We start from the raw sequence: 24,129 nt of genomic DNA on the forward strand, positions 1-24,129 counted from the left end.
TCCAAAGTTTTCGTCAAATTCGCCTTGTTAACGAGTGTTGGCCCGGTCGCCCAAGGCCGGTCCAACCGCATTATCTGGTAAGGAGACTACAGTGGCGAAATTGATTAACATCACCGTTGCGGCGGCGATTTGTGCATTTGGATCGATGGCATCTGCAGAAGGCATGCAGACGCAGCAACCCACACCTTCATTTGTGAACGACATGCCGTTCCCGGCGGAAATGCCGGTTTATAAGTCGCCTGTCGTGTTTGACGACATGCCATTCATGGAACTGCCTGCATTCGTGCAGACTGCGGCCGTATTCGGTGACATGCCTTTCCCTGCAGAGATGCAGGACTACAAGCCTGTCCGCTATTTCTCGGATCTGCCTGCACGCGCCTATGATCTGCCGCAAGAGACCGATCACGCGGCGCTGGAACTGCAGTAAGCGGTAAATCCGACAGTGCTTTGCAAACAAGCGCCGCCCCGCAGAGACGCCGGGCGGCGTTTTGCATTTGGCGATCAGAGGAAATGCCAGCGATCACATCGCCCAAAACAAAAGGCCGACCACAGGGGTCGGCCTTTTTGTTGTCGAATTGGAGCGGGCGATGAGATTCGAACTCACGACCCTAACCTTGGCAAGGTTATGCTCTACCCCTGAGCTACGCCCGCATCCGTTTCGTGAGGGCTGATCTATAAAGACTTTGCGCCCACTGCAAGACCAAAATCGCAGCGGGGCCCAGTTTTCCGCCACAGGCCGCAGGGTCATCCGGAGCCGGAGGCCCGCTCTGGCGGTTTGGCCGGGGCCGCGCCCACGTCTTCGCTATGGGCCACAACACCATAGGGGCGCAGGAGCAGAACACCGTAAGCGCCGGGTTCATCGACCGAAAGCGAGGAATCATTGGTTTCCAGATCCAGCACGCCCTGATGCGCCGAACTTTTGAAGATGGTCCATGGCACGCCCTGGGTGCTGCCGGAAATGGTGCGGTGGACGTGGCCGCAAAACAGATGCGCCCGCCGTTTGGCCGCGATCAGGGTCAGAACCGCGTGGCCATCGGTCAGGTTGATATTGTCCATACCCACGATGCCTGTCTCAAAGGGCGGATGGTGCATGAAGACCAGCGGCATTCGGTCCTCAGACCCGGCCAGCGCCCGCGCCAGCCATGTCATTCGGTCCGGGCACAGCCGCCCACTGTGATGCACATCATCATAGGGCGGCCCGTCGAGCGTATCGAGGGTGATGACCCGGTGACCGGGCAGATCGATGGCATATTGCAGGAACCCGTTTTCATCGGTCTTGGTGCTGGTAAAGATCTCTCGAAATGCCTCGCGCCGGTCGTGGTTGCCCAGCATGGGTATGACGGGGATCGTTTTCTTTTCCAGAATGCTGTGCAGCACCTCGTATTCGGAAGCCAGCCCGTTATGGGTCAGATCGCCCAGCAGGATCAGCGCGGTGGCATCAGGATGCGCCGTTGTGGCCGCATCAAGCACCCGTTCGAACCGCGCCTTTGGGTCCAAACCAATGATTTTTTCGCCGGGTTCGCAGATATGGGGGTCGGAAATCACTAACAGTTTTTGCATACCACTCACTTACCAAATTCGATCAGGTCCCACCTATTCCCGAACGCATCATTAAATACCGCGACGGTGCCGTAAGGCTCGTGCCGCGGGTCCTCTTCGAAAACGATAGCCTGCGCGCGCATCGCTGCATAGTCCCTGTCGAAATCATCGGTTTGCAGAAATAACCAGACACGACCCCCGCCTTGATTGCCGATTGCGGCGGTCTGTTGTTCGCCCACGGCGCGTGCCAGAAGGAAGGCCGTCTGCGCCCCTTTGGGGCCGACACGGACCCAGCGTTTGCCGCCGCCGAGATCGGTGTCTTCGAGCAGGTCAAAACCCATCTGCCCCACGTAAAAGGCGATGCCGGCGTCGTAATCCGGTACGAGGAGGGAGATAAGGGCGAGGTGTTGTGCCATGGTCCGTTGCTCATTGAGACAAATAGATGGCCGGAATTGTATCAGTCGTCGCAGGTCCACTCGGGTGGGTAAGGCGGGTCTGCCATCGCCGCAAGGATGGCAGCCGCATCATCGCTGTCAGATTGTTGGTAAATGACGCGCGTCGTATAGTCCCCGAAGCGCTGTCCATCCTCACCCAGCAACGACCAGTCAACGATCATGTCATAGGTAAAATCAAACTGGTCGCCCAGCGCATAGCCCGGAATGTCGACGGGTTGGTTTGCTAGAATTCCCGCAAACTCGGTTCCGGTCCATGCGGCGAACGGGCCAACCCAAATGATTTCGTTTTCGATGTCAGGATTCGATATCGGCACGGCGACTTTCAGATATGCGGTTCCGGTGCTGTACCCTTCGTCATTCACGACGGTGCAAAGAAACAGGGGCAATGAGGCCTGTGCCGCGGCGATTGCGGCGTTCATAACACTGTCCTGTTTGGTGAATGGCACGACAGGGTCGCCCTGCGCGAGTGTTGGTGCGGGCGCGACAAGGAAAAGTGCAAGGACAAACGCGCGCATCATTCCAGCTCCACCAGCAGATCCTTTGCGTCGATCTGCCCGCCCGGCTGGATATGCACCGCCTTGATCACGGCGTCCCGTTCGGCGTGGATGCCGGTTTCCATTTTCATGGCTTCGATGGTCAGCAGCAGATCGCCTGCCTTGACCTTTTTGCCCGGCACGGCCGCAACGGTGGCGACGACCCCGGGCATCGGCGCGCCGATATGGTCGGGGTTGCCGGTTTCGGCTTTGGGCCGTTGCACCTTGCTGGCGGCGGCAAGTCGGTTCATCACCCGGATCGTGCGTGGCTGGCCGTTGAGTTCGAAGAACACCTTGACCTCGCCGTCCTCGTTCATGTCGGCGACCGCCTGCAGCCGGATTTCCAGCGTCTTGCCGGGGTCGATTTCGGCGGCGATTTCCTCGCCCGGTTCCATTCCGTAGAAGAATGTACGCGTCGGCAGCGTGCGGACCGGTCCGTAGACGCGGTGCCGTCCCATGTAGTCGAGGAAGACCTTGGGATACATCAGATAGCCGTTCAGATCCTCGTCATCGACGGACTTGCCTTCAAGCAGGGTGGTCAGTTCGGCGCGCGTCGCTTCGAGACCGACGGGCGGCAGCGATTTGCCGGGCCGGTCGGTGATCGGTTTTTCGCCTTTGAGGATCTTTTTCTGGATCGCCTTGGGCCAGCCGCCGGGGGGTTGGCCGAGGCTGCCGCGCATCATGTCGACCACGCTGTCGGGGAAGACCACATCGACATCGGGGTCTTCGACCTGGGCGCGGGTCAGGCCCTGGCTGACCATCATCAGGGCCATGTCGCCGACCACTTTGGAGGAAGGGGTCACCTTGACGATATCGCCGAACATCTGGTTGACGTCTGCGTATGTCTGGGCGACCTCGTGCCAGCGCTCTTCGAGCCCGAGCGAACGCGCCTGTGCCTTGAGATTGGTGAACTGGCCGCCGGGCATTTCGTGCAGGTAGACCTCTGATGCGGGGGCCTGCAGGCCGGATTCGAAGGCCGCGTAATGGGCGCGGACCTGTTCGAAATAATTGCTGATCTCGCGGATGGCGCCGATATCAAGGCCGGTGTCGCGGTCGGTGCCTTTGAGCGCCTCGACGATCGAACCGAGGGTTGGTTGCGAGGTGTTGCCGGACAGGGCGTCCATCGCCCCATCGACGCAATCCACCCCGGCGGCGGATGCCGCGAGCACGGTGGAAATCGCGGCCCCAGATGTGTCATGGGTGTGGAAATGGATCGGCAGGCCGACCTCTTCCTTCAGGGCCTTGACCAACGCGGTCGCGGCGGGCGCTTTGAGCAGCCCGGCCATGTCTTTCAGGCCGAGGACATGGGCGCCTGCCGCCTCAAGTTCCTTGGCCATGCCGACATAGTATTTCAGGTCATATTTGGACCGGTTCGGGTCCATCATGTCACCGGTGTAGCAGATCGTGCCTTCGCAGACCTTTTCGGCCTTGATCACGGCGTCCATGGCGACGCGCATGTTGTCCACCCAGTTCAGGCTGTCGAACACGCGGAAGACATCAACGCCGGATTTGGCGGCCTGTGCCACGAAGGCCTGCACCACATTGTCAGGGTAGTTGGTGTAGCCGACCCCGTTCGAGGCGCGCAGCAGCATCTGCGTCATGATATTGGGCATGGCTGCCCGGATGTCGCGCAGCCGTTGCCACGGGCATTCCTGCAGGAACCGGTAAGCCACATCAAACGTGGCCCCGCCCCAGCATTCGACGCTGAACAACTGGTTCATTTTCGCGGCATAGGTGGGGGCGACACGGATCATGTCGATGGACCGCATTCGGGTTGCCAGCAGGGATTGGTGCCCGTCGCGCATCGTGGTGTCTGTGATCAGAAGCTGTTTCTGGTCGCGCATCCAGTCGGCCACAGCCTCTGGCCCGAATTCGTCGAGGATGTTGCGGGTGCCGGGGGTGACATCGGTGGTTGGTTTGACGGGCGCGCGGGGTGGTTTGACATCCGCTGCGGGCAGGGGCCGCCCGGCGGTTTCGGGATGCCCGTTGACGGTGATATCGGCGATATAGGTCAAGATCTTGGTCGCCCGGTCGCGGCGTTTGGTAAAGTTGAAAAGATCCGGCGTCTCGTCAATGAATTTGGTGTGGTATTCGTTGTTAAGGAATGTCGGGTGTTTCAGCAGGTTTTCGACAAAGGCGATGTTGGTCGACACACCACGGATGCGGAATTCGCGCAAGGCGCGATCCATTCGGGCGATGGCCATTTCGGGCGTGGGCGCGCGGGCGGTGACCTTGGTCAGCAGACTGTCATAGAACCGGGTAATCACCGCCCCGGAATAAGCCGTGCCACCATCCAGCCGGATGCCGGGGCCGGTGGCGGAGCGGTACATCTGAATACGGCCATAATCGGGAATGAAATTGTTCATCGGGTCCTCGGTCGTGACCCGGCATTGCAGGGCGTGACCGTCGAGCTTCACATCATATTGGCTGGCGCAACCTGTCGCCTCGACCAATGACTTGCCTTCGGCGATGAGGATTTGCGCGCGCACGATGTCGATGCCTGTGACCTCTTCCGTCACGGTGTGTTCGACCTGCACGCGGGGGTTCACCTCGATAAAGTAGAACTCGCCTGAGTCCATATCCATCAGGAATTCGACCGTGCCTGCGCATTCGTAATTCACATGGGCGCAGATTTTCTTGCCCAGATTGCAAAGCTGTTCGCGCTGGGTGCCGGAGAGATACGGGGCCGGGGCGCGTTCGACGACCTTTTGATTGCGGCGCTGGACCGAACAATCCCGTTCCCAGAGGTGGTAGATCTGGCCGTGACTGTCGCCCAAAATCTGTACCTCGACGTGGCGGGCGCGCATGATCATCTTTTCCAGATAGCCTTCGCCATTGCCGAAGGCGGCTTCGGCCTCGCGCCGGCCTTCGCGGACTTTTTCCTCCAGCTCGCTTTCGTTCATGATTGGGCGCATGCCACGACCGCCGCCGCCCCATGACGCCTTGAGCATCAGGGGATAGCCGACCTCGGCCGCTTCTTTCTTGATCGCGGCCATGTCATCGCCCAGCACCTCGGTTGCGGGGATGACGGGCACACCGGCCTCTATTGCCACACGGCGCGCGCTGGCCTTGTCGCCCAGCTGGCGCATGGTTTCGGCCCTGGGGCCGATGAAGGTGATGCCGTTGGCGGTGCAGGCATCCACGAAATCGGGGTTTTCGGACAACAGGCCATAGCCGGGGTGGATTGCGTCGGCACCGGACATCTTGGCCACGCGAATGATTTCCTCGATGCTGAGATAGGCGGCGACCGGCCCCATGCCTTCGCCGATGCGATAGGCCTCATCCGCCTTGAAGCGGTGCAGGCCCAGCTTGTCCTCTTCTGCAAAGACTGCGACGGTTTTCTTGCCCATTTCGTTGGCGGCCCGCATGATGCGGATCGCGATTTCGCCGCGGTTGGCAATCAGGATTTTCTTGAACTCGGCCATGATTAAAGTCCCCACTTTGCAGTTGCAGCAATGTCTAGGGAGTTTCTGACGGCACGTAAACCGGTAGAAATACGTATATTCGGGCGAATGTGGAACGATCACGGCCTGCGCCGGTTGGCCTTGGAACCCCAAGAAGGAGACCAACATGACCCGTTTCAAAGGCAAGCGTATTCTGATCACTGGCGGCACGAGCGGTATCGGCCTGGCCACAGCCAAACGTATCGTTGAGGAAGGCGGCGAGGTTGCCGTGACCGGTGTGACCCAGGACCATCTGGACGAGGCCGGGCGCAGCCTGCCGTCGGGCAGCCTGGTGTTGCGCAATGATGCGTCTGATCCGGAGGCGGCCAAGGAACTGGCGGCCACGATCAAGGACCAGATGGGCCAGATCGATGGTGCCTATCTGAATGCGGGTTACGGCAAGAACATGGCGACCGAGGATTTGGATGCCGAAGGGTTCGATGCCATGATGAATGTGAATGTGCGTGGTGCCGCGTTGCAGATGGCTGCGCTGAAGCCGCTGATCAAGGATGGTGGTGCTGTGCTGCTGACATCCTCTGTCGCGCCATATCTGGGCGGGGCCAAGGGGGCGATTTATGCGGCGACAAAAGCGTCGTGTCTGGCGATGGCACGCAGCTGGTCCAAGGATCTGGCGCCTCGCAATATCCGCGTTAACGCCGTTGCCCCCGGCCCGATCGAGACGAATTTCTTTGATGCGCTGGGCAAGGGTGGCGATGACGCCGAAGAGATGAAAAAGCAGATTGCCGAGGCCGTCCCGCTGGGCCGTATGGGCAAGCCGGAGGAGGTGGCGGCGGTCACCTGTTTCCTGCTGTCGGACGATGCGGCCTATGTCACCGGGTCGGAATACATGGTCGATGGCGGCATGACATTGCGCTAGTAGCGGAGGCAACCCGGCAGATCGGCCAGCCTGCGCGCGCCGATCTGCCCCATATTGCTGATCATGTCCTGCCGCAGGATGTCCAAAACATGGTCCGGTCCCGCTTCGCCCAATGCGGCCAGCCCATAATGAAACGCCCGCCCCAGCATGACGAAATCCGCGCCAAGGGCGATGGCGCGCAGCACGTCCAGCCCGCCTTCGATCCCGCTGTCGAAGATCACCGGCAGGGATGTGGCCGCCCGGATCGCTGGCAGGATTTCGATGGTCGCGGGCCCGCCATCGAATTGCCGCCCGGCATGGTTGCTGACCCAGATCGCATCGACCCCTTCATCGGTCAGGCGGGCGGCATCATCGGCCCGCCCCACGCCCTTGACGATCAGTGGGCCGTCCCAGGCGTCGCGCAGTGCCTTGAAGTAGTCCCAGTCGGGTGAGGTACGCAGCAGGTATCCGATATGCTGGGTCGAGGGCAGGGCGGTCTTGATATCGGAATACCCATCCATCAGCTTCATGCGCGGCATCCCGGTTTTGCGGATCCCGTTGAGCCAGGTCGGGCATCGGGCGGCCTGCAGCGCCAGACGCGGTGTCATTTTCGGCGGATTGGTCAGCCCGCCGCGTGTCTGGCGTTCGCGCCGGGATGCGACGGGCACGTCGACGGTGAGGACCAGCGTGGTAAAACCCGATGCCTTGGCCCGTTTGAGGATATCGTCGCGAATGCCGGGATCGCGTGGTGGATAAAGCTGGAACCATGCGTGATTGCCTGCTTGTGGACCGACATCCTCGGGCAACTGGCTGGCGACTGTGGACAGGGTGAAAGGCAGGTTTTCACGTGCTGCGGCGCGGGCCAGCATCTGTTCGGCCCCCGGCCAGATCAGCCCGGACATACCGACCGGGGCGATGCCTACGGGCAAGGGGTGGGTGTGCCCCAGCAACATGGTGCTGAGGTCGGGATCAAATTCCCCGTGCAGGATCGACGGGTTCAGTAGGACCTGATTGAGTGCTGTGCGGTTGCGCCTTTGCGTTGCCTCCACCCCTGTGGCGCTGTCGAGATATTCCCAGACGAAATGCGGAATACGCCGCCTTGCGCGGGCCTTCAGATCGGAAATGGCGGGGTAGCGGCTGTGGAGTGTCATGGGCGCACGCTATGGCGACTGATGCGAAAGAGGCAAGGTCAGGTTGCCTCCGGCGGGGATATTTATGCTCGGAAGAAGGGTTGGAACATTAGTAGAACAAGGGCTTTTCCTGCGCGGCGATTCAGTTTACCTTGGCCCAATGAGCAGTTTTTCCGAAGAAGATGCGTTCGAAGCCGCCGTTCCGCTGAGCCAGCGGGCGATGGCGCGGCCTGCGATGCCCTACCTTGACGGGCTGAACCCGGCGCAGCGCGAGGCGGTCGAGACTCTGCAAGGGCCGGTTCTGATGCTGGCCGGGGCGGGGACGGGCAAGACCAAGGCGTTGACCAGTCGCATCGCACATCTGCTGGCGACGGGTACGGCACGCCCGCACGAGATCCTTGCCGTGACGTTCACCAACAAGGCCGCGCGCGAGATGAAGCTGCGGATCGGCAACCATATGGGTGAAGCGGTCGAGGGGATGCCGTGGCTGGGCACCTTCCATTCGATCAGTGCCAAGCTGTTGCGGCGGCACGCGGAATTGGTGGATTTGAAATCGAATTACACCATCCTCGATACCGACGACCAGATCAGGCTGATGAAGCAGTTGATCGTGGCGGCGGGGATTGATGAGAAACGTTGGCCTGCGCGCATGCTTTCCGGGATTATTGACGGGTGGAAGAACAAGGCGCTAACCCCTGACAAGGTGCCGGTCGCTGATGCCGGTGCGTTTGATCATAAGGGCGTGGAGCTTTACGCCGCTTATCAGCGCCGGTTGCTGGACCTGAATGCTGTCGATTTCGGTGACATTCTGCTGCACATGGTCACGATCTTTCAGAAACACGACGATGTGCTGCAGCAATATCAGCGCTGGTTCCGCTATATCCTTGTCGACGAATATCAGGATACAAACGTGGCCCAATATCTGTGGCTGCGTCTGCTGGCGGGTGGTCACAAGAATATCTGTTGTGTCGGCGATGATGACCAGTCGATCTATGGCTGGCGCGGGGCCGAGGTGGGCAATATCCTGCGGTTCGAGAAGGATTTTCCGGGTGCGCATGTGGTGCGGCTGGAGGAGAATTACCGTTCTACCCCGCATATTCTGGCTGCGGCCTCTGGCGTGATTTCGGCCAATAAGGGCCGGTTGGGCAAGACGTTGTTCACCTCACGGACCGATGGCGAAAAGGTCCGTCTGATCGGCCATTGGGATGGCGAGGAAGAGGCGCGCTGGATCGGGGAAGAGATCGAGGCGATGCAGCGCGGTACGCGGGGCCTGGACCCGATGGGGCTGGAGAAGATGGCGATTCTTGTCCGCGCCTCGCATCAGATGCGCGCGTTCGAGGATCGGTTTCTGACGATTGGTCTGCCCTACCGCGTCATCGGCGGCCCGCGGTTTTACGAACGCATGGAGGTGCGGGATGCGATGGCCTATTTCCGGCTGGCCGTCAGCCCCGAAGATGATCTGGCATTTGAACGGATCGTGAATACGCCCAAACGCGGCCTTGGTGACAAGGCGGTGCAGACGATCCAGCGGACGGCGCGGACCAACGGTGTGTCGCTGGTAGAGGGCGCGCGGCTGGTCTGTCAGGGCAAGCTGCTGGGCGGCAAGGGCTTGAAAGAGCTGACTATTCTGGTGGCCGCGATTGACCGTTGGGCCGCGCAGGTCCGGGCCGAGGCGGATACCCATGTTGAACTGGCCGAGATGATTTTGGATGAAAGCGGCTATACCGGGTTCTGGCAGAACGACAAGACGCCGGAGGCGCCGGGGCGGCTGGAAAACCTCAAGGAACTGGTCAAGGCGCTGGAGAATTTCGAGAACCTGCAAGGGTTTCTGGAACATGTCAGTCTGATCATGGACAATGAAAGTGACGAGCCGGGCGAGAAGGTCAGTATCATGACATTGCACGCGGCCAAGGGGCTGGAATTTCCCGCCGTGTTTCTGCCGGGCTGGGAAGACGGGCTGTTTCCGTCGCAGCGGTCGATGGATGAAAGCGGCCTAAAGGGCTTGGAGGAGGAGCGCAGGCTGGCCTATGTCGGCATAACGCGGGCCGAGGAGATTTGCACGATTTCCTTTGCCGCCAACCGCCGGGTCTATGGCCAGTGGCAATCGCAGATGCCGTCACGTTTCATTGATGAACTGCCCGAAGATCATGTGGAGGTGCTGACGCCGCCGGGTCTTTATGGTGGTGGCTATGGCGCGGCAGGCATGGCTGCCAACGCATCCCCTGCGATTGCCGGGGCGGCGATGTCGGATCTGCATCAGAAGGCGCATGAGGCGAATGTTTATAATTCTCCTGGCTGGCGGCGGTTGCAGGCGCGCAGCGGCCAGCGCGGCATGTCGATGCCGTCGGAAGCGCGCAATATGACGATTGATTTGGACGCGGTCAGCGCCTTTACCGAAGGGGACCGGGTGTTCCACCAGAAATTCGGCTATGGCGAGGTGATGGGGATCGAAGGCGACAAGCTGGTGATCGAGTTTGACAAGGCCGGGTCGAAACATGTGGTGGCGCGGTTTGTGGTCAGCGCTGCGCAGGCGGATGACGTGCCGTTTTAATGTAGGGTGGGTGAAACCCACGCGCAGTTTTCCCCATGCGTGGGTTTCACCCACCCTACGCAAGCATCGGCCAAAGCGATCCGACCAGCAGCACCGCCATTGTCATGTTGAAGATCCGCAGCCGTCGTGCGGTGCCCAACCAGCGCCGAACCTGTACCCCCATCCAGGCCCAGACCGTGACGGATGGCAGGTTGGTGGCTGAAAACACCACGGCCACCAGCAATGACCCGATCAGAACCCCTTGGTCGTGCGGCGCATAGGCGCTGATCGCGGTGATGGCCATGAACCAGGCCTTGGGGTTGACCCATTGAAAGGCCGCGGCCTGCAGGAAGGTGAAGGGTTTGCCTTCGACCTTTTTCGCCTCTGGCGGGACGGCGTTGGCGATTTTCCAGGCCAGCCAGATCATGTAGGTGGCGCTGAGCACCTTCAGCACGGTGTTCAGGACCGGGTAGGTTTCGAACATGCGCAGCAGCACGACCCCGACCATCACCACCATGAACGCATGCCCCAGCGAAATGCCCAGCATATGCGGGACTGTCCGGCGCAGCCCGTAATTGGCCCCGGATGCCATCAACATCAGGTTGTTGGGCCCCGGGGTGATTGAACTGGCAAAGGCAAAGCCGACGAGGGCGATCAGGATTTCGTAACTCATGGCGCAACGATAGAGCGTATGATGCGCAATGAAATTGCCAAGTTGTGCGTGAATGGCCTAAACTCGCAACTGATGACGAAGATTGATCAGATCAACGACGCGATATTGCGTGAACTGTCCCGCGATGGCCGGATCAGCAACCTGACGCTGGCTGACAAGGTGGGCCTGTCGCCATCCGCCTGCCTGCGCCGCGTGCAGGAGTTGGAGCGGAGCGGGGTGATCAAGGGCTATCGTGCCCGGCTTGATCCCACCCAAACGGGCCGCGCCTATGTGGTCTATGTGGCCGTGGGGCTGGCTGAACACACCAAGGCGGCGCAGGAAGGGTTCGAACAGGCGATGCGCCGGGCCGAAGAGGTGACGGAATGTCACAATGTGGCAGGTGCGTTTGAATACATCCTGCGGGTGGAGGTGGCCGATCTGCCTGCCTACAAGGCGTTTCATACGGACACATTAGGCACGGTGCCGCATGTGCGGTCGATCACCAGCTACATGGTGATGGGGTCGCCCAAGGATGTGCGGGTCTAGATATCGCTGCGCGGAATCCGCAACACCTGTCCGGCAAAGATCAGATTTGGATCTGTTACAACATGCTGATTTGCTTGAAGGATCGGTTGAAAATCCGGATTGCCATATTGCGCTTGCGCGATACTGGTGAGCGTGTCGCCAGATTGGACTGTATAAGGTTGCCAGCCGCGGTAACCGGGCAGGATCAGAGGCCCGAAAAGGACCGGGATCAGTACCGACGGCCCGTCAAGAGTGGCGCCGTCGTCGGTCAGCGACACAAACACTCTTGTCAGCTTGAAAGCATTTTCGTTGGGGATGGTGATCGACCCCTGAAACTGCCGCAATCCCAATGCGCCGACAGTCAGGCTGCCGGAGTATTCGTCGTGACCCTCTGTCACGCGCACACTTAGCGATCCTTCGAATGCCGTGGCATTTCCGGCAATTAGGATTTCGGAGCCAATTAGGTCAAAGGGGCGGGGTTGTTGGATATCGAGCGTCAAAGACATGGCAAATGATCCTTTTTTTGAAATCGTTGTTGGTAAGGAATGCCGAAATATTACAATAAATTGGTCGCGTGGGGTAGAGCTGACCCTGCAAAACCGGCGGATGACGCGATGAAGGAATGACACTGCATGCCACCAGTCACTTTTGGCCCGTCGCGATTTGATCGAGGTTACTTCATCGCTTGTTCGCTCGCTTTGCTTGCAGGTGGCGTTGTTTTGTTGGGCCATTACTCAGCCGCAAACGCCCAACAGGAACCATCGCTCTTGCCGAACTACCTTTTTGCAGCGCTTCTTTTTGTGGGTGCGTTCGTGATCTGGAAGCGCTCCCCAATTGGGCGGTCCTGGATCGTGATTGATGCGGACGGTGTGACGCTGGAGTGCACGCATGGCGAACCTCTTCAGGACAGACGAACGTGCCGCTGGTCGCAGATTGAAGAGTTTACGGTCGAGATAACCGGTGATGACGTTCTAAGTGTCTTGCTGCAAAATGGCGAGCGGCTGGCTGTGCAGCTACAGACATTCGCCGGATCATGGAAAAAGGTCATGATTGCAATTGATGCCCGGGCCGAGGTCTTGGGATACGAATTGGTTCACAGTAATCCATCCAGCCCATCTAGGCGTCGCCATATCTGGACGCTGATTAAACGAGCTTAAGCAATAAAAAAACGGCCATGCCCGGGAGGAGGTGGGCATGACCGTTCTTATTATCAGCGCCCGCCTGCTCTGGGAGGAGAAGAGCGGGGCGCTTCCTCGCTTGGCGTTGCTCGGGAGGAGGTGAGCGCAGCTAGCGGTATGATCGGTTCCAACCCGGGAGGAGGTGGGCGGTTCCGAAACTGGTGCATAAAGTGGCGGTACCCGGGAGGAGGTGGATACCGCCACCTTATTGCTGACCCGACGTTCAGGGAGGAGGAGAGAACCGTCGGGTCCTTGTCAGATCGGCCTAAAGGGAGGAGGCGGCCGACCCGATCCTTAAATCTGGTTGTCGTATGCGGCTTCGAGCGCGATACGCTTGATCATGGCACGATGAATACCCAGATCTGCCAAGTCGCGATCAGTCAGGGCGTTCAGTTCGTTATAGGTTGTGCGGTACACTTTGCGCTTGGCGGCTTTTTCTGCCAACTCGGCGCGGAACGCTGCAAAGCGCTGGCCAAGGGAGATACCGGCAAAGCCTGTGTCTGTGTTATATGTCATCTGCTCATCTTTCGTATGATCGTCTTGTTGCGGTTTGTTCCGCCCCCGTTACGATCAACATGTAGGATAATGCTGCAGTTGCACAATACCTGTCTGAGCAACGCTGCCATGCAGAAAATGCATAAGCATTGCTGACCTAACGTCATCAATCTGTTGCATTTTTGGGCATCTGTTTCCATCTACTTGCGCTTTGCCAAAAAACCGCCAGATGTTGCCTTGGAAACAGTCACTTTATGAACCGGAGGTATATTCATGCCCGTCACCCGCGATGAAATTCTGGGCGCGCTATCGCGACTCACTTTGCCGGGGGGCGATGATATTGTGGCACGCGATATGGTCCGTGCCCTGAATATCGACAATGATTCCGTCCGTTTCGTGATCGAAGCCGCCGACCCGACTGAAGCGGCGAAGATGGAAGGCTTGCGCCGCGCCGCAGAGGAGATCGTGAAGGGTCTGCCCGGTGTAACCTCCGCCTCTGTCGTGCTAACGGCCCATGGCCCCGCCGCCAAGGCCCCGGAACCGCCATCGCTGAAGGTTGGCCGCCATCCCACGCCGCAGGCCGGTCCTGCAAAGGTCGCCGGCGTTGACCGCATCCTTGCCATCGGATCGGGCAAGGGCGGCGTTGGCAAATCAACTGTGTCGTCCAATCTTGCCGTCGCGCTGGCTCGGGAAGGGCGGCGCGTTGGCCTTCTGGATGCCGATATCTACGGCCCCAGCCAACCGCGCATGATGGGCGTGAACAAACGCCCGGGATCGCCTGACGGCAAGATCATCATCCCGCTGCAGGCCCATGGTGTCACGATGATGTCCATCGGTCTGATGGTTGACCCTGACAAGGCGGTGGTCTGGCGTGGCCCGATGCTGATGGGGGCTTTGCAGCAGATGCTGGGGCAGGTGCAATGGGGTGAACTGGATGTGCTGATTGTCGATCTGCCGCCCGGCACCGGTGACGTGCAGTTGACCCTGTGCCAGAAGACCCACCTGACCGGTGCGGTTGTGGTCAGCACCCCGCAGGACGTGGCCCTGATTGATGCCCGCAAGGCGCTGGATATGTTCAAGACGCTGAACACCCCGGTGCTGGGACTGATCGAAAACATGTCCACATTCGTCTGTCCGACCTGTGGTACCGAAAGCCACATCTTCGGTCAGGGCGGGGTGGCCGCAGAGGCTGACAGGATTGGGGTGCCGTTCCTGGGCGCGCTGCCGATTGACCTTGATACGCGGCTGGCGGGCGATGCGGGTGAGCCGATTGCTGTGGGCGATGGTCCGATGGCCGAGGCTTATCGCCATCTGGCCCGCCGCTTTATCGAGGGTGGCATGGCGTGATTATTCGCCCGGCAAAGACGGCCGATTTCGATGCCATCTGGCCCATCCTGCGCGATGTATTCCGTGCTGGTGAGACCTATGCCGTGGACCCCCGGATCAGCAAAGAAGCCTGCCGTGACTACTGGATGACGACACCTGCAGCGACCTATGTCGCCGAAGGGCAGGGTGGTATCCTTGGTACCTATTATATCCGCACGAACCAGCCCGGCGGCGGGGCCCATATCTGCAATAGCGGATATGTGGTGGCCGAGGCTGCGCGCGGGCAAGGGCTGGCCCGGCAGATGTGCGAACACAGCCAGATCGAAGCGCGGGCGCTGGGTTACTTCGCCATGCAGTTCAATTTCGTACTGGCGAGCAATGTGGGTGCCGTCGGGCTGTGGCACCGGCTGGGTTTCGAAACAGTCGGCACGATCCCGGATGCGTTCAACCACCCAAAAGAGGGATTGGTTGATGCATTTGTAATGTACAAACGTCTGGATGGTTAATGGGTCGTGCGCCCGAACTTGAGTCTAAGTGGCTGGGCCACTCTCACACCCCGTTATGCAACATTTTGCGTGCCATTGGGGCGTCTGTTTGGCGCAAAAAAACTGTACAGATGTCGTACGTACAAATGTACGCAAGGCCGGGTCTTAACACGGCGTGCCCAGTGTCGCCGTTAACCCTTGGCAGGGAATGACGTCTTCCCCAAGTTCCTCAGCGTGCCTGCAACTGCTTGGCTAAACCAGGTCTTTCGTCATCAGAATCGCTTCTGTTGGCGCCTCTCCAAAATCAGACAGGTCGAATGGACGCCGTTCGCGCTCTGCATATCCGGCCCGCTGGTAGACCCGAATGGCGTTCTCGTTTGTGGCGGCGACAATCAAGGCGAGGCCCGGGCTACCGCTTTCGCGCGCCTGCTTTTCAGCCTCGCGGAGCAGGGCAGTGCCGACGCCGTGCCCACGTCCATCGGGAACGACAGCCATGAAGTTGATGTACCAATGCCCCGGCACGAGATGCGCCAACTCTTCAATGCCGACAAACACTTCTGGAACGTCTGGCCCGATAGGCTTCGGCGTTGTTGGAAGGCGGTAACCAATCAGGCCACCGGTCTTCGCGCCGTCTTGCTCCGCGATGAACCCGTTTCGATAGCTGAAATCGCCATCCTCGGCGGTCACAAGGGCCTCTCCCACCGCGGCCCCGTCCAATCCTGATGGCGCCATCTTGGCCCACAGCGTCGGCAGCAGCCCGTCACTTGCCATATCGACGACGCGCAGAAGCAAAGGCGCATCGTCCAGCGTTGCTTTTCGGATCGTCAAGGACATGAGAACCTCCAAACTGTTTTTGACTTTGCAGAGTCCGATTTGGGCCTTTCGACCGCTGGCACCGACATAACACCTGGCCAGACATCCATTGATGCTCTCCAACTGACCCTAGCCTGTCTCTCCATGTTCCGCCAAGCAGATCGCGAGGATGGTGGGTGCAGCGTTAATCCCACCAAAAGTACCAATAGGGCGCGCGCATCCGGTCTGCGGCGAGCGCCGAGATTGTGCCGACACCTTGCAATACGACATCCGCATCATAGTGGAAATGCGTAATCGCCAGCGCAATAGCCGCGTCTTGATCGGTTGGACGATTGGGGGCCCAAAGTTCCATCTGGTCATGCGCGATGACAATCGGTTCCGCCCCGTAGTCGTTGAACCATTGGCGCAAGGCGGCGACGTGGATTTCAGGAGAGGGATTCGCGTTCCAGCCGCCAAAGCGCAGATAGGCCGGGGCCTCCCACGGGTTTTCGGTGGGCAGGATGGCGATATAGGCGGTGTTGACCGGGCGACCGGTTTCCCAGTCATTCAGGCTGATAATCTCTTGCGGGGGTATGTAGAAGAATGGCCAGCGGCCCATGTCCAGTTCGGCGATGGCCACGGGATCGAAGGTGTCCGGCAAATCGGTTTCGTAGTCATTATCCTTCATCCAGGCGACGAAGTCCGCGTGTTCCGCAGCGCGGATGTCATAGAGCGCGCCGGGGAAGGCCAGATCATTGGCGACTGCCACGACCTCTTGCGGTGACAGTGGATAGAATTCGTCCCATTGCGGATCGAACATGTCAATCAGGTTGGTGACGGCATCGGCGTCGCCAATGATCACCGGCGTGCCGGGGGCGTCGCGCAGCCGGTGCCATTCGGCCTCGGCGTCCTCTCCGGCCACTTCGATTACCGGAAATGGCAGAAGGTCGAGATCCTGCGCCGTGGCGGGGAGGGCAAGCAGAGCGAAAGCAAGTGTAAGGCGCATGTCATTGTCCGTTGGCGATTTCCGCCAGTCTGGCGAAAGCACCACGTTGGTACAAGCATGGGAAATCATGGAATCTGTGTGATCTACGAATCACATTCCGGTGGGATTCGGTCAAAACCGGGTAGGATTGCTGTTATGTTCGCCGTATGAGAGGCCGGAATTGGCGGGGTAGCGTAAAAAAGTTGGGATTTTCTGGAATAGTTTGGAAATTGGACATCTCGTCTACATGTTGTGTGCAGCATTCCTTGTTCCCCTACAAATATGGCTGATTGGAGGTCCTGATGTCCATATCTTGTTTCGCAGAGCTCCCGAAAACACCATGTAGTACCATGAATTCCCAAAAAGTTGTTGATCGGTGATCCAACTGGTGTCACAACAGTTGCACGGTAAGACGGACACGACATCAAAGGGGCACCAAGAACCCCAACCGGCAAAAGCAGGTTTCATACAGGCTTCGTCTTACCCAACCAGATCCGGCGCGTGAGCGAGCAGACATCCCCCCAGGTGGCACGCGCAGTCGGACATTCCCCGCTAGGGGCGGAACCGGCGGATTGTGCAGTGGCAGCAGCGCAATCCGCCGTTTTCACATCCAGAGACAAGATTTCCGGGGGCAAGAGGTAAAGGACCGAGGGACAGTGGTTCTGAGTTTTACAGGCGAACACACCCAAAAGGTGGACGGTAAGGGGCGCATGTCGATCCCTGCCGATTTTCGTCGTGTGCTCGAAGCCGGTGACCCTGACTGGACCCCTGGCCTGTCCCCGCGCATGTTCCTGCTCTATGGCGATCATCTGAAAAACGAATTGCACGGCTATACGGTTGATGAATTCAACGCGGTGGTGGCCCAGATCAATGCCCTTCCCCGCGGGTCCGCGAACAAGAAGAAACTCCAGCGCCTGATCATCGGCCAGTCCATCAAACTTGACGTGGACAAGGACGGGCGCACGGTCATGCCGCTGAAACAGCGCCAGAAACTTGGGATCACCGAAGGTGAGTTGGCCTTCAGCGGCATGGGCGATCATTTCGAAATCTGGAAGGCCGATGTCTTTGCCGAGGAGGTGGCAGAGGATATCAGCGGCTGGCTGGCCGAACACGAGGATGGCTTTGATCCGCTCATCCTGCTGGATGAGTAGATCATGCCTGCTGCTGCCGCACCTGACCCACATATCCCCGTTCTGATTGGATCGCTGATCGCAGCGGTCTCGCCCGTTTCCGGGGTCTGGCTGGATGGCACATTCGGGGCGGGTGGCTATACCCGTGCCTTGCTGGCCGCCGGTGCCGATAAGGTGGTCGCGGTGGATCGTGATCCGCTGGCGTTCCAGATGGCCGCCGCCTGGGCCGGGGACTATGGCGACCGGATCGAGATGGTCGAAGGTGTGTTTTCCAAGCTCGATCAATACGGGTCCGACCTTGACGGAGTGGTGCTCGACCTTGGCGTCAGTTCCATGCAGCTTGATCTGGCCGAACGCGGCTTTTCGTTCATGCGCGACGGCCCGCTTGACATGCGGATGTCGCAGGACGGGCCATCAGCCGCCGATCTGTGCAACGCCGCGGACGAGGGTGAGCTGGCCGATATCATCTACCTCTACGGCGAAGAACGCGCCTCGCGCCGCATCGCCAAGGCGATTGTCGCGGCCCGCCCCCTGACCACAACCGGCCAACTGGCCAAGGTGGTCGAAGGGTGTTTGCCGCGTGCCAAACCCGGCCAATCGCACCCAGCCACGCGCACCTTTCAGGCGCTGCGCATCGCGGTGAACAACGAATATGGCGAACTGGCTGAGGGGCTGATGGCCGCCGAACGCGCCTTGAAACCGGGCGGGCAACTGGCCGTCGTGACCTTTCATTCGGTCGAGGACCGGATGGTCAAACGGTTCCTGCAGGCCCGGTCCGGCAACGTGGCCAACGCTAACCGCTATGCGCCCGAAACAGCGCAGGTCGTGCCTGCCTTTCGCGTCGAAAAGCGCAAGGCCATCGGCCCGGACGCACAGGAACTGGCGGACAATCCACGGTCACGCTCGGCCAAGCTGCGGGTGGCGATCCGGACCGATGCGCCAGCCGAAGACATCGATCCGGCATCACTCGGCATGCCGATGAAGAAAGGGGCGCGGTAATGCGCGGTGTGTTATATGTACTGGCGGCGCTGGCCGTCATGGGGCTCGCGTTTTGGGCCTATCAGGAAAACTACAAGACCCAGCAGGCGGTCAAGGAAGTGCGTCAGTTACATGCGCGCATCGGGGCCGCCCATGAGCGGCTGGGCATGCTGCGGGCCGAATGGGCCTATCTGAACCGGCCTGACCGGCTTGCCGATCTGGCAGAGCTGAATTTCGACCGGCTGGGTCTCTTGCCGCTGATGCCCGATGCCTTCGGCGCGGTCGATCAGATCATCTATCCGATCCCGCCCATCAGCCCGATCATCAACCCGATCGAGCTGTCATCGGACGCCTTTGACGATGTGGAGAACCCGCTATGAGAACGCCACTGCGTCCGCTTGCCCGCATCCTCAAGGCCCGCGCGCAAGGCGAAGACCCCGCCGCGATCGAGGCCGAAAACAAGCGCCGTCGTCACGAGGAAATGGCTGACAAGGCCCGCCAGCGATCCGAAGGGCGTTTGCTGCTGCTGGGCCTTGCGTTTTTCTGCGCCTTTGGCGTGATCGGGATGCGCATGGGCACGCTCGCCTCTTCCGTGCCGGAAGAGCCGCGGGCGAGTGCTGTTGGCAACCCGATCATCGGACAACGGTCTGATATTGTTGACAGAAACGGGCGTATTCTGGCTACGAACCTGCAGACCCATTCGCTTTATGCGCATCCACAGGACATGATCGACCCGCTGCATGCCGCCGCTGGTCTGGCCACAATTTTCCCCGAGCTGGACGAGGAAGAACTGATCGCTGATTTCACCGGCGACCGGAAATTCATGTGGGTCCGCCGCCAGATCAGCCCCGAACAGATGCAGGCGGTCCATGATATCGGTTCGCCCGGTCTGCTGTTCGGTCCGCGCGAGATGCGGCTTTACCCCAACGGCCCGATTGCAGCCCATATTCTGGGCGGTGCCAGCTATGGCCGCGAAGGTGTCGCCAGTGCCGAGGTGATTGGCGTGGCCGGTGTCGAGCGTCAGTTCGATGCCTTCCTGCGTGATCCCGCCAATGAAGGCGCGCCGCTGGAATTGTCCATCGACCTGACGGTGCAGGCCGCCGCAGAACAGGTGCTGGCCGGTGGCATGTCGCTGATGAATGCCAAGGGCGCGACCTCCATCTTGATGGATATTCACACGGGCGAGATCATTTCGATGGTGTCCTTGCCCGATTTCGACCCCAACAACCGCCCCCGTGTTCTGACCGAAGGCGATCAGTCCGACAGCCCGCTTTTCAACCGCGCAGTGCAGGGCGTTTACGAGTTGGGATCGGTGTTCAAGATCTTCACCGTGGCGCAAGCGATGGAGCTTGGGTTGGTCAACCCCAACACCCTGATTGACACGCAAGGGCCACTGTCCTGGGGCCGTTTCCGCATTCGCGATTTCCGTGACTATGGCCCGGAACTCAGCACCACGGATGTGATTGTGAAATCCTCCAACATCGGCACAGCGCGGATCGCCATGATGATCGGGGCGGACCGGCAGCGCGAATTCCTCGGCTCGCTCGGCTTTCTCGAAGCGACGCCCGTCGAAATGATCGAAGCCCCCACCGGCGCGCCACTTTTGCCGCGCAACTGGTCTGAGATTTCAACGATGACAATCTCTTACGGCCACGGCCTGTCCTCATCGCCGCTGCATCTGGCCACAGCCTATGCATCACTGCTCAACGGCGGCACACGGGTCGAACCGACCCTGCTGCGCATGGAAAACGCGGTTGTCGGCGAACGTGTGGTCAGCGAGGCCGTCAGCCGCCGGTCCATGTCCATGCTGCGGCAGGTGGTCGAGGACGGCACCGCATCCTTTGGCGAGGTGCCGGGATACGAGGTCGGTGGCAAAACCGGCACCGCCGATAAGCCGCGCACCCGTGGCGGCGGCTACTACGATGACAAGGTGATCGCCACCTTCGCAACCGCATTTCCTGCCAGCGATCCGCAATATGTGCTGGTGGTGACACTGGATGAACCGTCCGAAAACTCCGGCGAAGAACCGCGCCGCACAGCAGGCTGGACAGCCGTGCCCGTCGCCGCCGAAATGATACGCCGCGTCGCACCCTTGCTGGGCCTCAGACCGCAAGTGGACAGTCCTCAATCCATCGGTGTAACACTCACCTCAAACTGAATGGGGCGGCATATGACATCACTGGCTGAACTGGGGCTGACGGCACAAGGCGGGCGCGAGGCACAGATCAAAGGGCTGGCCGTTGACAGCCGTGACGTCAACGATGGGTTCCTCTTCGCGGCCCTGCCCGGTGCGCGGGTGCATGGCGGTGAATTCATCCAATATGCGCTGCGCATGGGCGCCGCCGCCGTGCTGACCGACGCGCAGGGGGCCGCCATCGCGGCCGATGAACTGGCTGCATCCGACGCGGCCGTGATCGTCGCACAGGACCCGCGTCAGGCACTGGCGCAGACCGCATCGCTCTGGTTCGGGCCGCATCCCGACACCGTGGTCGCGGTCACCGGCACCAATGGCAAGACATCCGTGTCCACCTTCTGCCGCCAGATCTGGGAGGAGATGGGGATCGCTGGCGTCAACCTTGGCACCACCGGCGTCGAGGGGGCATGGCCTCACGCGATCAAAAGCTCAACACCCACGACACCCGAACCGATCACCCTGCATCGTGTCCTGTCGCAATCCGCGCAAAACGGCGTCACCCATGTCGCGATGGAGGCATCATCGCACGGGCTTGACCAGCGGCGGCTTGATGGCGTGCTGCTGGCCGCCGCTGGCTTCACCAACTTCACCCAGGACCATCTGGATTATCACGGAACGTTCGAGGCGTATTTTGACGCAAAGATGGGCCTTTTCAAGCGCGTGCTGGCCGAAGACGGGGTGGCTGTCATCAACCTCGACGATCCCAAAGGACAAGAAGTCGCCGAAATCTGCACTATGCGCGGGCAAGAAGTGATCGGCGTGGGCCGCAGCCCCGCTGCGCGTTTGCGCCTGACTGGACAGCGGTTCGACGCCACCGGTCAGGATCTGCTGTTCGCCTGGCAGGGCCGTCCGAGACAGGCGCGGCTGGACCTGATTGGCGGTTTCCAGGCTGACAACGTGCTGCTGGCCGCCGGTCTGGTGATCGCCGCCGGTGCCGACCCGGTCGAGGTGTTCGACAGCCTGTCACATCTGGGCACCGTTCATGGCCGGATGGAACTTGCCGCGACCCGCCAGAACGGGGCGGCGGTGTTTGTCGATTACTCACATACGCCGGATTCTGTGCAAACCGCGCTCAAGGCGCTCCGCCCCCATGTGATGGGACGGATCGTATGTATCGTGGGTGCCGGTGGCGACCGTGACCCAGGCAAACGCCCGCTGATGGGGGCGGCGGCTGCACTGAACGCCGATGTCGTGATCATCACCGATGACAACCCCCGGTCCGAAGACCCCGCAACGATCCGGGCCGCCGTCATGGAAGGGGCCATCGCCGCTGGCGGCACCGATAGCATCACCGAAGTCGGCGACCGGGCCGAGGCGATCCTGCGCGGCATCGACGCGCTTGGCCCCGGTGACGCGCTGCTGATCGCGGGCAAGGGGCATGAAACAGGGCAGATCGTGGGCGACAACGTGCTGCCCTTTGACGATGTGGAACAGGCCAGCGTGGCCGTCGCCGCGTTGGAGGGGCGGATATGACGCTGTGGACCTCTGCCGACGCGATAGCCGCCACCGGCGGCCGCAGCGCAGTGGATTGGACGGCAACCGGTGTGTCGATCGACACCCGCACGCTCGAACCCGGCGATCTGTTCGTCGCATTGAAAGACATCCGTGACGGGCATGATTTCGTGGCTCAGGCCCTGGAAAAAGGCGCGGCAGCCGCACTTGTGTCCTACAAACCCAAGGATATTCCCGTCGATGCCCCGCTGCTGATCGTCGATGACGTGCTGCAGGGGCTAGCCGATCTTGGCGCGGCTGCACGGGCACGTTCCAACGCACGGATCGCGGCGATCACCGGGTCTGTCGGCAAAACCTCAACCAAGGAAATGCTGCGCGCGGTCCTGTCCCGCCAGGGCAAATGCCACGCCGCTGAAGCATCCTACAACAACCACTGGGGTGTGCCGCTGACGCTGGCCCGCATGCCCGCCGACACAGACTATGCCATCGTCGAAATCGGGATGAGCAATCCGGGCGAAATCGCCCCGCTGTCGCGGCTGACCCGGCCGCATGTGGCCATGGTCACCACCGTGGCTGCGGCGCATCTGGCATCCTTTGACAACCTTTCCGGCATCGCCGTCGAAAAGGCGACCATCATGGACGGGCTGGAACCGGGCGGGATCGCCGTGCTGAACGCCGATATCGAAACCACTGGCATCCTGCGCGATCACGCCAGCGAAACCGGGGCTACGCAGGTGCTGTTCGGCACCACAGCCGATGACTGGCAGGTCAAGGATGTGCGCCTGACCGGCGACGTCACGGTCATAAACGCAACCGGTAAGGGGCATGATTACCTGTTCAAGCTTTCCGTCCCCGGACGGCATTTCGCGATGAACGCCGTTGGTGTGCTGGCGGTGGCCGCGGCACTTGGGGCCGACCCGGTCCAGGCCGCCCTAGATATCGCCGGTTGGGTGCCACCCGCCGGGCGCGGCACTCGCGAGGTCATCGTCATCGACGGCGCGAACGAGGATGAGACCCTCGATCTGATCGACGATGCGTTCAACGCAAACCCAACCTCGCTTGCGGCCTCACTGGAAGTGATCGCAGCGTCTCAACCGCACGACAATGTCGGGCGCACGATCAAGGGGCGGCGGGTCGCGATCCTGGGTGATATGCTCGAACTCGGTCCGGACGAGGTGCAGATGCACCGCGACATGGCCCACAACACCCATCTGCAATCGCTCGATCTGATCCACTGCGCGGGACCGCTGATGCATCACCTCTGGCTGGCCCTGCCCGAAGAAAAGCGCGGACAATGGGCCGAACATGCCACCGATCTGGCCGCCCGCGTCACGCGGCTGGTTGACGCCGGGGATGTCGTGCTGGTCAAGGGATCAAAGGGCAGCAAGGTCTCACTGGTCGTTGACGCCATCCGCAAACTGGGGCATCGCCGCCCTCAAGAAGAATAGGAA

At 60.5% G+C, this 24,129-nt stretch carries 23 protein-coding genes and 1 tRNA gene; 13 read left to right on the forward strand and 11 right to left on the reverse strand.

From position 1 onward, the window contains the following. Nucleotides 1-91 precede the first annotated feature (91 nt). A complete protein-coding gene (locus ACFWW2_RS19895) occupies nucleotides 92-427 on the forward strand; it encodes a hypothetical protein (protein WP_393931020.1) in 336 nt (111 codons plus the stop codon). A gap of 149 nt (nucleotides 428-576) precedes the next feature. On the opposite strand, the gene ACFWW2_RS19900 is transcribed toward ACFWW2_RS19895, so the two are convergent. From ACFWW2_RS19900 to ACFWW2_RS19920, 5 genes are all read right to left on the reverse strand, one after another. After that, nucleotides 577-651, reverse strand: a tRNA-Gly gene (locus ACFWW2_RS19900). 93 nt (nucleotides 652-744) lie between these two features. After that, the gene (locus tag ACFWW2_RS19905) at nucleotides 745-1,560 is read right to left on the reverse strand and encodes a metallophosphoesterase (protein WP_393931022.1); all 816 of its coding nucleotides are present in this window, start codon (nucleotides 1,558-1,560) and stop codon (nucleotides 745-747) included. A gap of 5 nt (nucleotides 1,561-1,565) precedes the next feature. Next, nucleotides 1,566-1,955, reverse strand: coding sequence for a VOC family protein (locus ACFWW2_RS19910; protein ID WP_393931024.1), 390 nt, complete (start codon nucleotides 1,953-1,955; stop codon nucleotides 1,566-1,568). Between the two features lie 41 nt (nucleotides 1,956-1,996). After that, entirely contained in the window at nucleotides 1,997-2,509 is a 513-nt protein-coding gene (locus ACFWW2_RS19915; protein ID WP_393931026.1) for a DUF2314 domain-containing protein, read from the reverse strand. After that, nucleotides 2,509-5,952, reverse strand: a complete 3,444-nt coding sequence (locus ACFWW2_RS19920) for a pyruvate carboxylase (RefSeq protein WP_393931028.1) — start codon at nucleotides 5,950-5,952, stop codon at nucleotides 2,509-2,511. The genes ACFWW2_RS19915 and ACFWW2_RS19920 overlap by 1 nt, the downstream gene beginning before the upstream one ends. A 145-nt stretch (nucleotides 5,953-6,097) precedes the next feature. Between ACFWW2_RS19920 and ACFWW2_RS19925 the strand changes: the two genes are divergently transcribed. Then, a complete protein-coding gene (locus ACFWW2_RS19925; protein WP_393931030.1) occupies nucleotides 6,098-6,847 on the forward strand; it encodes an SDR family oxidoreductase in 750 nt (249 codons plus the stop codon). Here the strand turns inward: ACFWW2_RS19925 and ACFWW2_RS19930 are convergent. Next, entirely contained in the window at nucleotides 6,844-7,977 is a 1,134-nt protein-coding gene (locus ACFWW2_RS19930; protein WP_393931033.1) for an alpha-hydroxy acid oxidase, read from the reverse strand. The two genes, ACFWW2_RS19925 and ACFWW2_RS19930, sit on opposite strands and share 4 nt — an antisense overlap. A gap of 139 nt (nucleotides 7,978-8,116) precedes the next feature. Between ACFWW2_RS19930 and ACFWW2_RS19935 the strand changes: the two genes are divergently transcribed. Next, nucleotides 8,117-10,507 (forward strand): ATP-dependent helicase, encoded by a 2,391-nt coding sequence (locus tag ACFWW2_RS19935; RefSeq protein ID WP_393931035.1) that lies wholly within the window; start codon nucleotides 8,117-8,119, stop codon nucleotides 10,505-10,507. Nucleotides 10,508-10,562: 55 nt separating this feature from the next. Here the strand turns inward: ACFWW2_RS19935 and ACFWW2_RS19940 are convergent, their stop codons facing one another. Next, on the reverse strand, nucleotides 10,563-11,159 hold the full coding sequence (locus tag ACFWW2_RS19940) for a LysE family translocator (protein ID WP_393931037.1): 597 nt from the start codon (nucleotides 11,157-11,159) through the stop codon (nucleotides 10,563-10,565). 72 nt (nucleotides 11,160-11,231) lie between these two features. Here ACFWW2_RS19940 and ACFWW2_RS19945 point away from each other — a divergent pair, with 72 nt between their 5' ends. After that, nucleotides 11,232-11,684 carry an Lrp/AsnC family transcriptional regulator gene (locus ACFWW2_RS19945; protein WP_393931039.1) on the forward strand — a complete coding sequence of 151 codons (453 nt, stop codon included), beginning with the start codon at nucleotides 11,232-11,234 and terminating at the stop codon, nucleotides 11,682-11,684. On the opposite strand, the gene ACFWW2_RS19950 is transcribed toward ACFWW2_RS19945, so the two are convergent. Then, entirely contained in the window at nucleotides 11,681-12,169 is a 489-nt protein-coding gene (locus ACFWW2_RS19950) for a LysM peptidoglycan-binding domain-containing protein (protein WP_393931041.1), read from the reverse strand. The genes ACFWW2_RS19945 and ACFWW2_RS19950 overlap by 4 nt on opposite strands. Before the next feature lie 126 nt (nucleotides 12,170-12,295). On the opposite strand from ACFWW2_RS19950, the gene ACFWW2_RS19955 reads away from it, so the two are divergent. Further along, nucleotides 12,296-12,820, forward strand: a complete 525-nt coding sequence (locus tag ACFWW2_RS19955; protein ID WP_393931043.1) for a hypothetical protein — start codon at nucleotides 12,296-12,298, stop codon at nucleotides 12,818-12,820. Between the two features lie 315 nt (nucleotides 12,821-13,135). Here the strand turns inward: ACFWW2_RS19955 and ACFWW2_RS19960 are convergent, their stop codons facing one another. Continuing rightward, nucleotides 13,136-13,357 carry a DUF1127 domain-containing protein gene (locus ACFWW2_RS19960; protein ID WP_393931045.1) on the reverse strand — a complete coding sequence of 74 codons (222 nt, stop codon included), beginning with the start codon at nucleotides 13,355-13,357 and terminating at the stop codon, nucleotides 13,136-13,138. 252 nt (nucleotides 13,358-13,609) lie between these two features. Between ACFWW2_RS19960 and ACFWW2_RS19965 the strand changes: the two genes are divergently transcribed. Both ACFWW2_RS19965 and ACFWW2_RS19970 read left to right on the forward strand, forming a co-directional pair. After that, nucleotides 13,610-14,683 carry an Mrp/NBP35 family ATP-binding protein gene (locus tag ACFWW2_RS19965; RefSeq protein WP_393931047.1) on the forward strand — a complete coding sequence of 358 codons (1,074 nt, stop codon included), beginning with the start codon at nucleotides 13,610-13,612 and terminating at the stop codon, nucleotides 14,681-14,683. Then, entirely contained in the window at nucleotides 14,680-15,168 is a 489-nt protein-coding gene (locus ACFWW2_RS19970; RefSeq protein ID WP_393931049.1) for a GNAT family N-acetyltransferase, read from the forward strand. Before ACFWW2_RS19965 ends, ACFWW2_RS19970 begins: the two co-directional genes overlap by 4 nt. A gap of 231 nt (nucleotides 15,169-15,399) precedes the next feature. Here the strand turns inward: ACFWW2_RS19970 and ACFWW2_RS19975 are convergent, their stop codons facing one another. Beyond that, nucleotides 15,400-15,981 carry a GNAT family N-acetyltransferase gene (locus ACFWW2_RS19975; protein WP_393931051.1) on the reverse strand — a complete coding sequence of 194 codons (582 nt, stop codon included), beginning with the start codon at nucleotides 15,979-15,981 and terminating at the stop codon, nucleotides 15,400-15,402. Nucleotides 15,982-16,144: 163 nt separating this feature from the next. Then, nucleotides 16,145-16,945: a DUF4253 domain-containing protein gene (locus ACFWW2_RS19980; protein ID WP_393931053.1), complete on the reverse strand. Its 801-nt coding sequence runs from the start codon at nucleotides 16,943-16,945 to the stop codon at nucleotides 16,145-16,147. A 635-nt stretch (nucleotides 16,946-17,580) separates the two neighbouring features. Here ACFWW2_RS19980 and ACFWW2_RS19985 point away from each other — a divergent pair. The 6 genes from ACFWW2_RS19985 to ACFWW2_RS20010 are packed head-to-tail and all read left to right on the forward strand — an operon-like array spanning nucleotide 17,581 to nucleotide 24,126. Beyond that, entirely contained in the window at nucleotides 17,581-18,075 is a 495-nt protein-coding gene (locus ACFWW2_RS19985; protein ID WP_393931055.1) for a division/cell wall cluster transcriptional repressor MraZ, read from the forward strand. A gap of 3 nt (nucleotides 18,076-18,078) precedes the next feature. Continuing rightward, nucleotides 18,079-19,053, forward strand: a complete 975-nt coding sequence (rsmH, locus tag ACFWW2_RS19990; RefSeq protein WP_393931057.1) for a 16S rRNA (cytosine(1402)-N(4))-methyltransferase RsmH — start codon at nucleotides 18,079-18,081, stop codon at nucleotides 19,051-19,053. Further along, nucleotides 19,053-19,412 carry a cell division protein FtsL gene (locus ACFWW2_RS19995; RefSeq protein WP_393931059.1) on the forward strand — a complete coding sequence of 120 codons (360 nt, stop codon included), beginning with the start codon at nucleotides 19,053-19,055 and terminating at the stop codon, nucleotides 19,410-19,412. Before rsmH ends, ACFWW2_RS19995 begins: the two co-directional genes overlap by 1 nt. Beyond that, on the forward strand, nucleotides 19,409-21,190 hold the full coding sequence (locus ACFWW2_RS20000; protein WP_393931061.1) for a peptidoglycan D,D-transpeptidase FtsI family protein: 1,782 nt from the start codon (nucleotides 19,409-19,411) through the stop codon (nucleotides 21,188-21,190). Before ACFWW2_RS19995 ends, ACFWW2_RS20000 begins: the two co-directional genes overlap by 4 nt. Before the next feature lie 12 nt (nucleotides 21,191-21,202). After that, nucleotides 21,203-22,699 (forward strand): UDP-N-acetylmuramoyl-L-alanyl-D-glutamate--2,6-diaminopimelate ligase, encoded by a 1,497-nt coding sequence (locus tag ACFWW2_RS20005; protein ID WP_393931063.1) that lies wholly within the window; start codon nucleotides 21,203-21,205, stop codon nucleotides 22,697-22,699. Continuing rightward, a complete protein-coding gene (locus tag ACFWW2_RS20010; protein ID WP_393931065.1) occupies nucleotides 22,696-24,126 on the forward strand; it encodes a UDP-N-acetylmuramoyl-tripeptide--D-alanyl-D-alanine ligase in 1,431 nt (476 codons plus the stop codon). Before ACFWW2_RS20005 ends, ACFWW2_RS20010 begins: the two co-directional genes overlap by 4 nt. Nucleotides 24,127-24,129 lie beyond the last annotated feature (3 nt).

Source organism: Yoonia sp. R2-816, from assembly GCF_046762905.1.
Classification (GTDB): domain Bacteria; phylum Pseudomonadota; class Alphaproteobacteria; order Rhodobacterales; family Rhodobacteraceae; genus Yoonia.

Coding starts and splice junctions, on each gene's coding strand:
- ACFWW2_RS19905 (WP_393931022.1), bottom strand. CDS start 1,560: ATGCAAAAACTGTTAGTGATTTCCGACCCCCATATCTGCGAACCCGGC.
- ACFWW2_RS19910 (WP_393931024.1), bottom strand. CDS start 1,955: ATGGCACAACACCTCGCCCTTATCTCCCTCCTCGTACCGGATTACGAC.
- ACFWW2_RS19915 (WP_393931026.1), bottom strand. CDS start 2,509: ATGCGCGCGTTTGTCCTTGCACTTTTCCTTGTCGCGCCCGCACCAACA.
- ACFWW2_RS19920 (WP_393931028.1), bottom strand. CDS start 5,952: ATGGCCGAGTTCAAGAAAATCCTGATTGCCAACCGCGGCGAAATCGCG.
- ACFWW2_RS19925 (WP_393931030.1), top strand. CDS start 6,098: ATGACCCGTTTCAAAGGCAAGCGTATTCTGATCACTGGCGGCACGAGC.
- ACFWW2_RS19930 (WP_393931033.1), bottom strand. CDS start 7,977: ATGACACTCCACAGCCGCTACCCCGCCATTTCCGATCTGAAGGCCCGC.
- ACFWW2_RS19935 (WP_393931035.1), top strand. CDS start 8,117: ATGAGCAGTTTTTCCGAAGAAGATGCGTTCGAAGCCGCCGTTCCGCTG.
- ACFWW2_RS19940 (WP_393931037.1), bottom strand. CDS start 11,159: ATGAGTTACGAAATCCTGATCGCCCTCGTCGGCTTTGCCTTTGCCAGT.
- ACFWW2_RS19945 (WP_393931039.1), top strand. CDS start 11,232: ATGACGAAGATTGATCAGATCAACGACGCGATATTGCGTGAACTGTCC.
- ACFWW2_RS19950 (WP_393931041.1), bottom strand. CDS start 12,169: ATGTCTTTGACGCTCGATATCCAACAACCCCGCCCCTTTGACCTAATT.
- ACFWW2_RS19955 (WP_393931043.1), top strand. CDS start 12,296: ATGCCACCAGTCACTTTTGGCCCGTCGCGATTTGATCGAGGTTACTTC.
- ACFWW2_RS19960 (WP_393931045.1), bottom strand. CDS start 13,357: ATGACATATAACACAGACACAGGCTTTGCCGGTATCTCCCTTGGCCAG.
- ACFWW2_RS19965 (WP_393931047.1), top strand. CDS start 13,610: ATGCCCGTCACCCGCGATGAAATTCTGGGCGCGCTATCGCGACTCACT.
- ACFWW2_RS19975 (WP_393931051.1), bottom strand. CDS start 15,981: ATGTCCTTGACGATCCGAAAAGCAACGCTGGACGATGCGCCTTTGCTT.
- ACFWW2_RS19980 (WP_393931053.1), bottom strand. CDS start 16,945: ATGCGCCTTACACTTGCTTTCGCTCTGCTTGCCCTCCCCGCCACGGCG.
- rsmH (WP_393931057.1), top strand. CDS start 18,079: ATGCCTGCTGCTGCCGCACCTGACCCACATATCCCCGTTCTGATTGGA.
- ACFWW2_RS19995 (WP_393931059.1), top strand. CDS start 19,053: ATGCGCGGTGTGTTATATGTACTGGCGGCGCTGGCCGTCATGGGGCTC.
- ACFWW2_RS20000 (WP_393931061.1), top strand. CDS start 19,409: ATGAGAACGCCACTGCGTCCGCTTGCCCGCATCCTCAAGGCCCGCGCG.
- ACFWW2_RS20005 (WP_393931063.1), top strand. CDS start 21,203: ATGACATCACTGGCTGAACTGGGGCTGACGGCACAAGGCGGGCGCGAG.
- ACFWW2_RS20010 (WP_393931065.1), top strand. CDS start 22,696: ATGACGCTGTGGACCTCTGCCGACGCGATAGCCGCCACCGGCGGCCGC.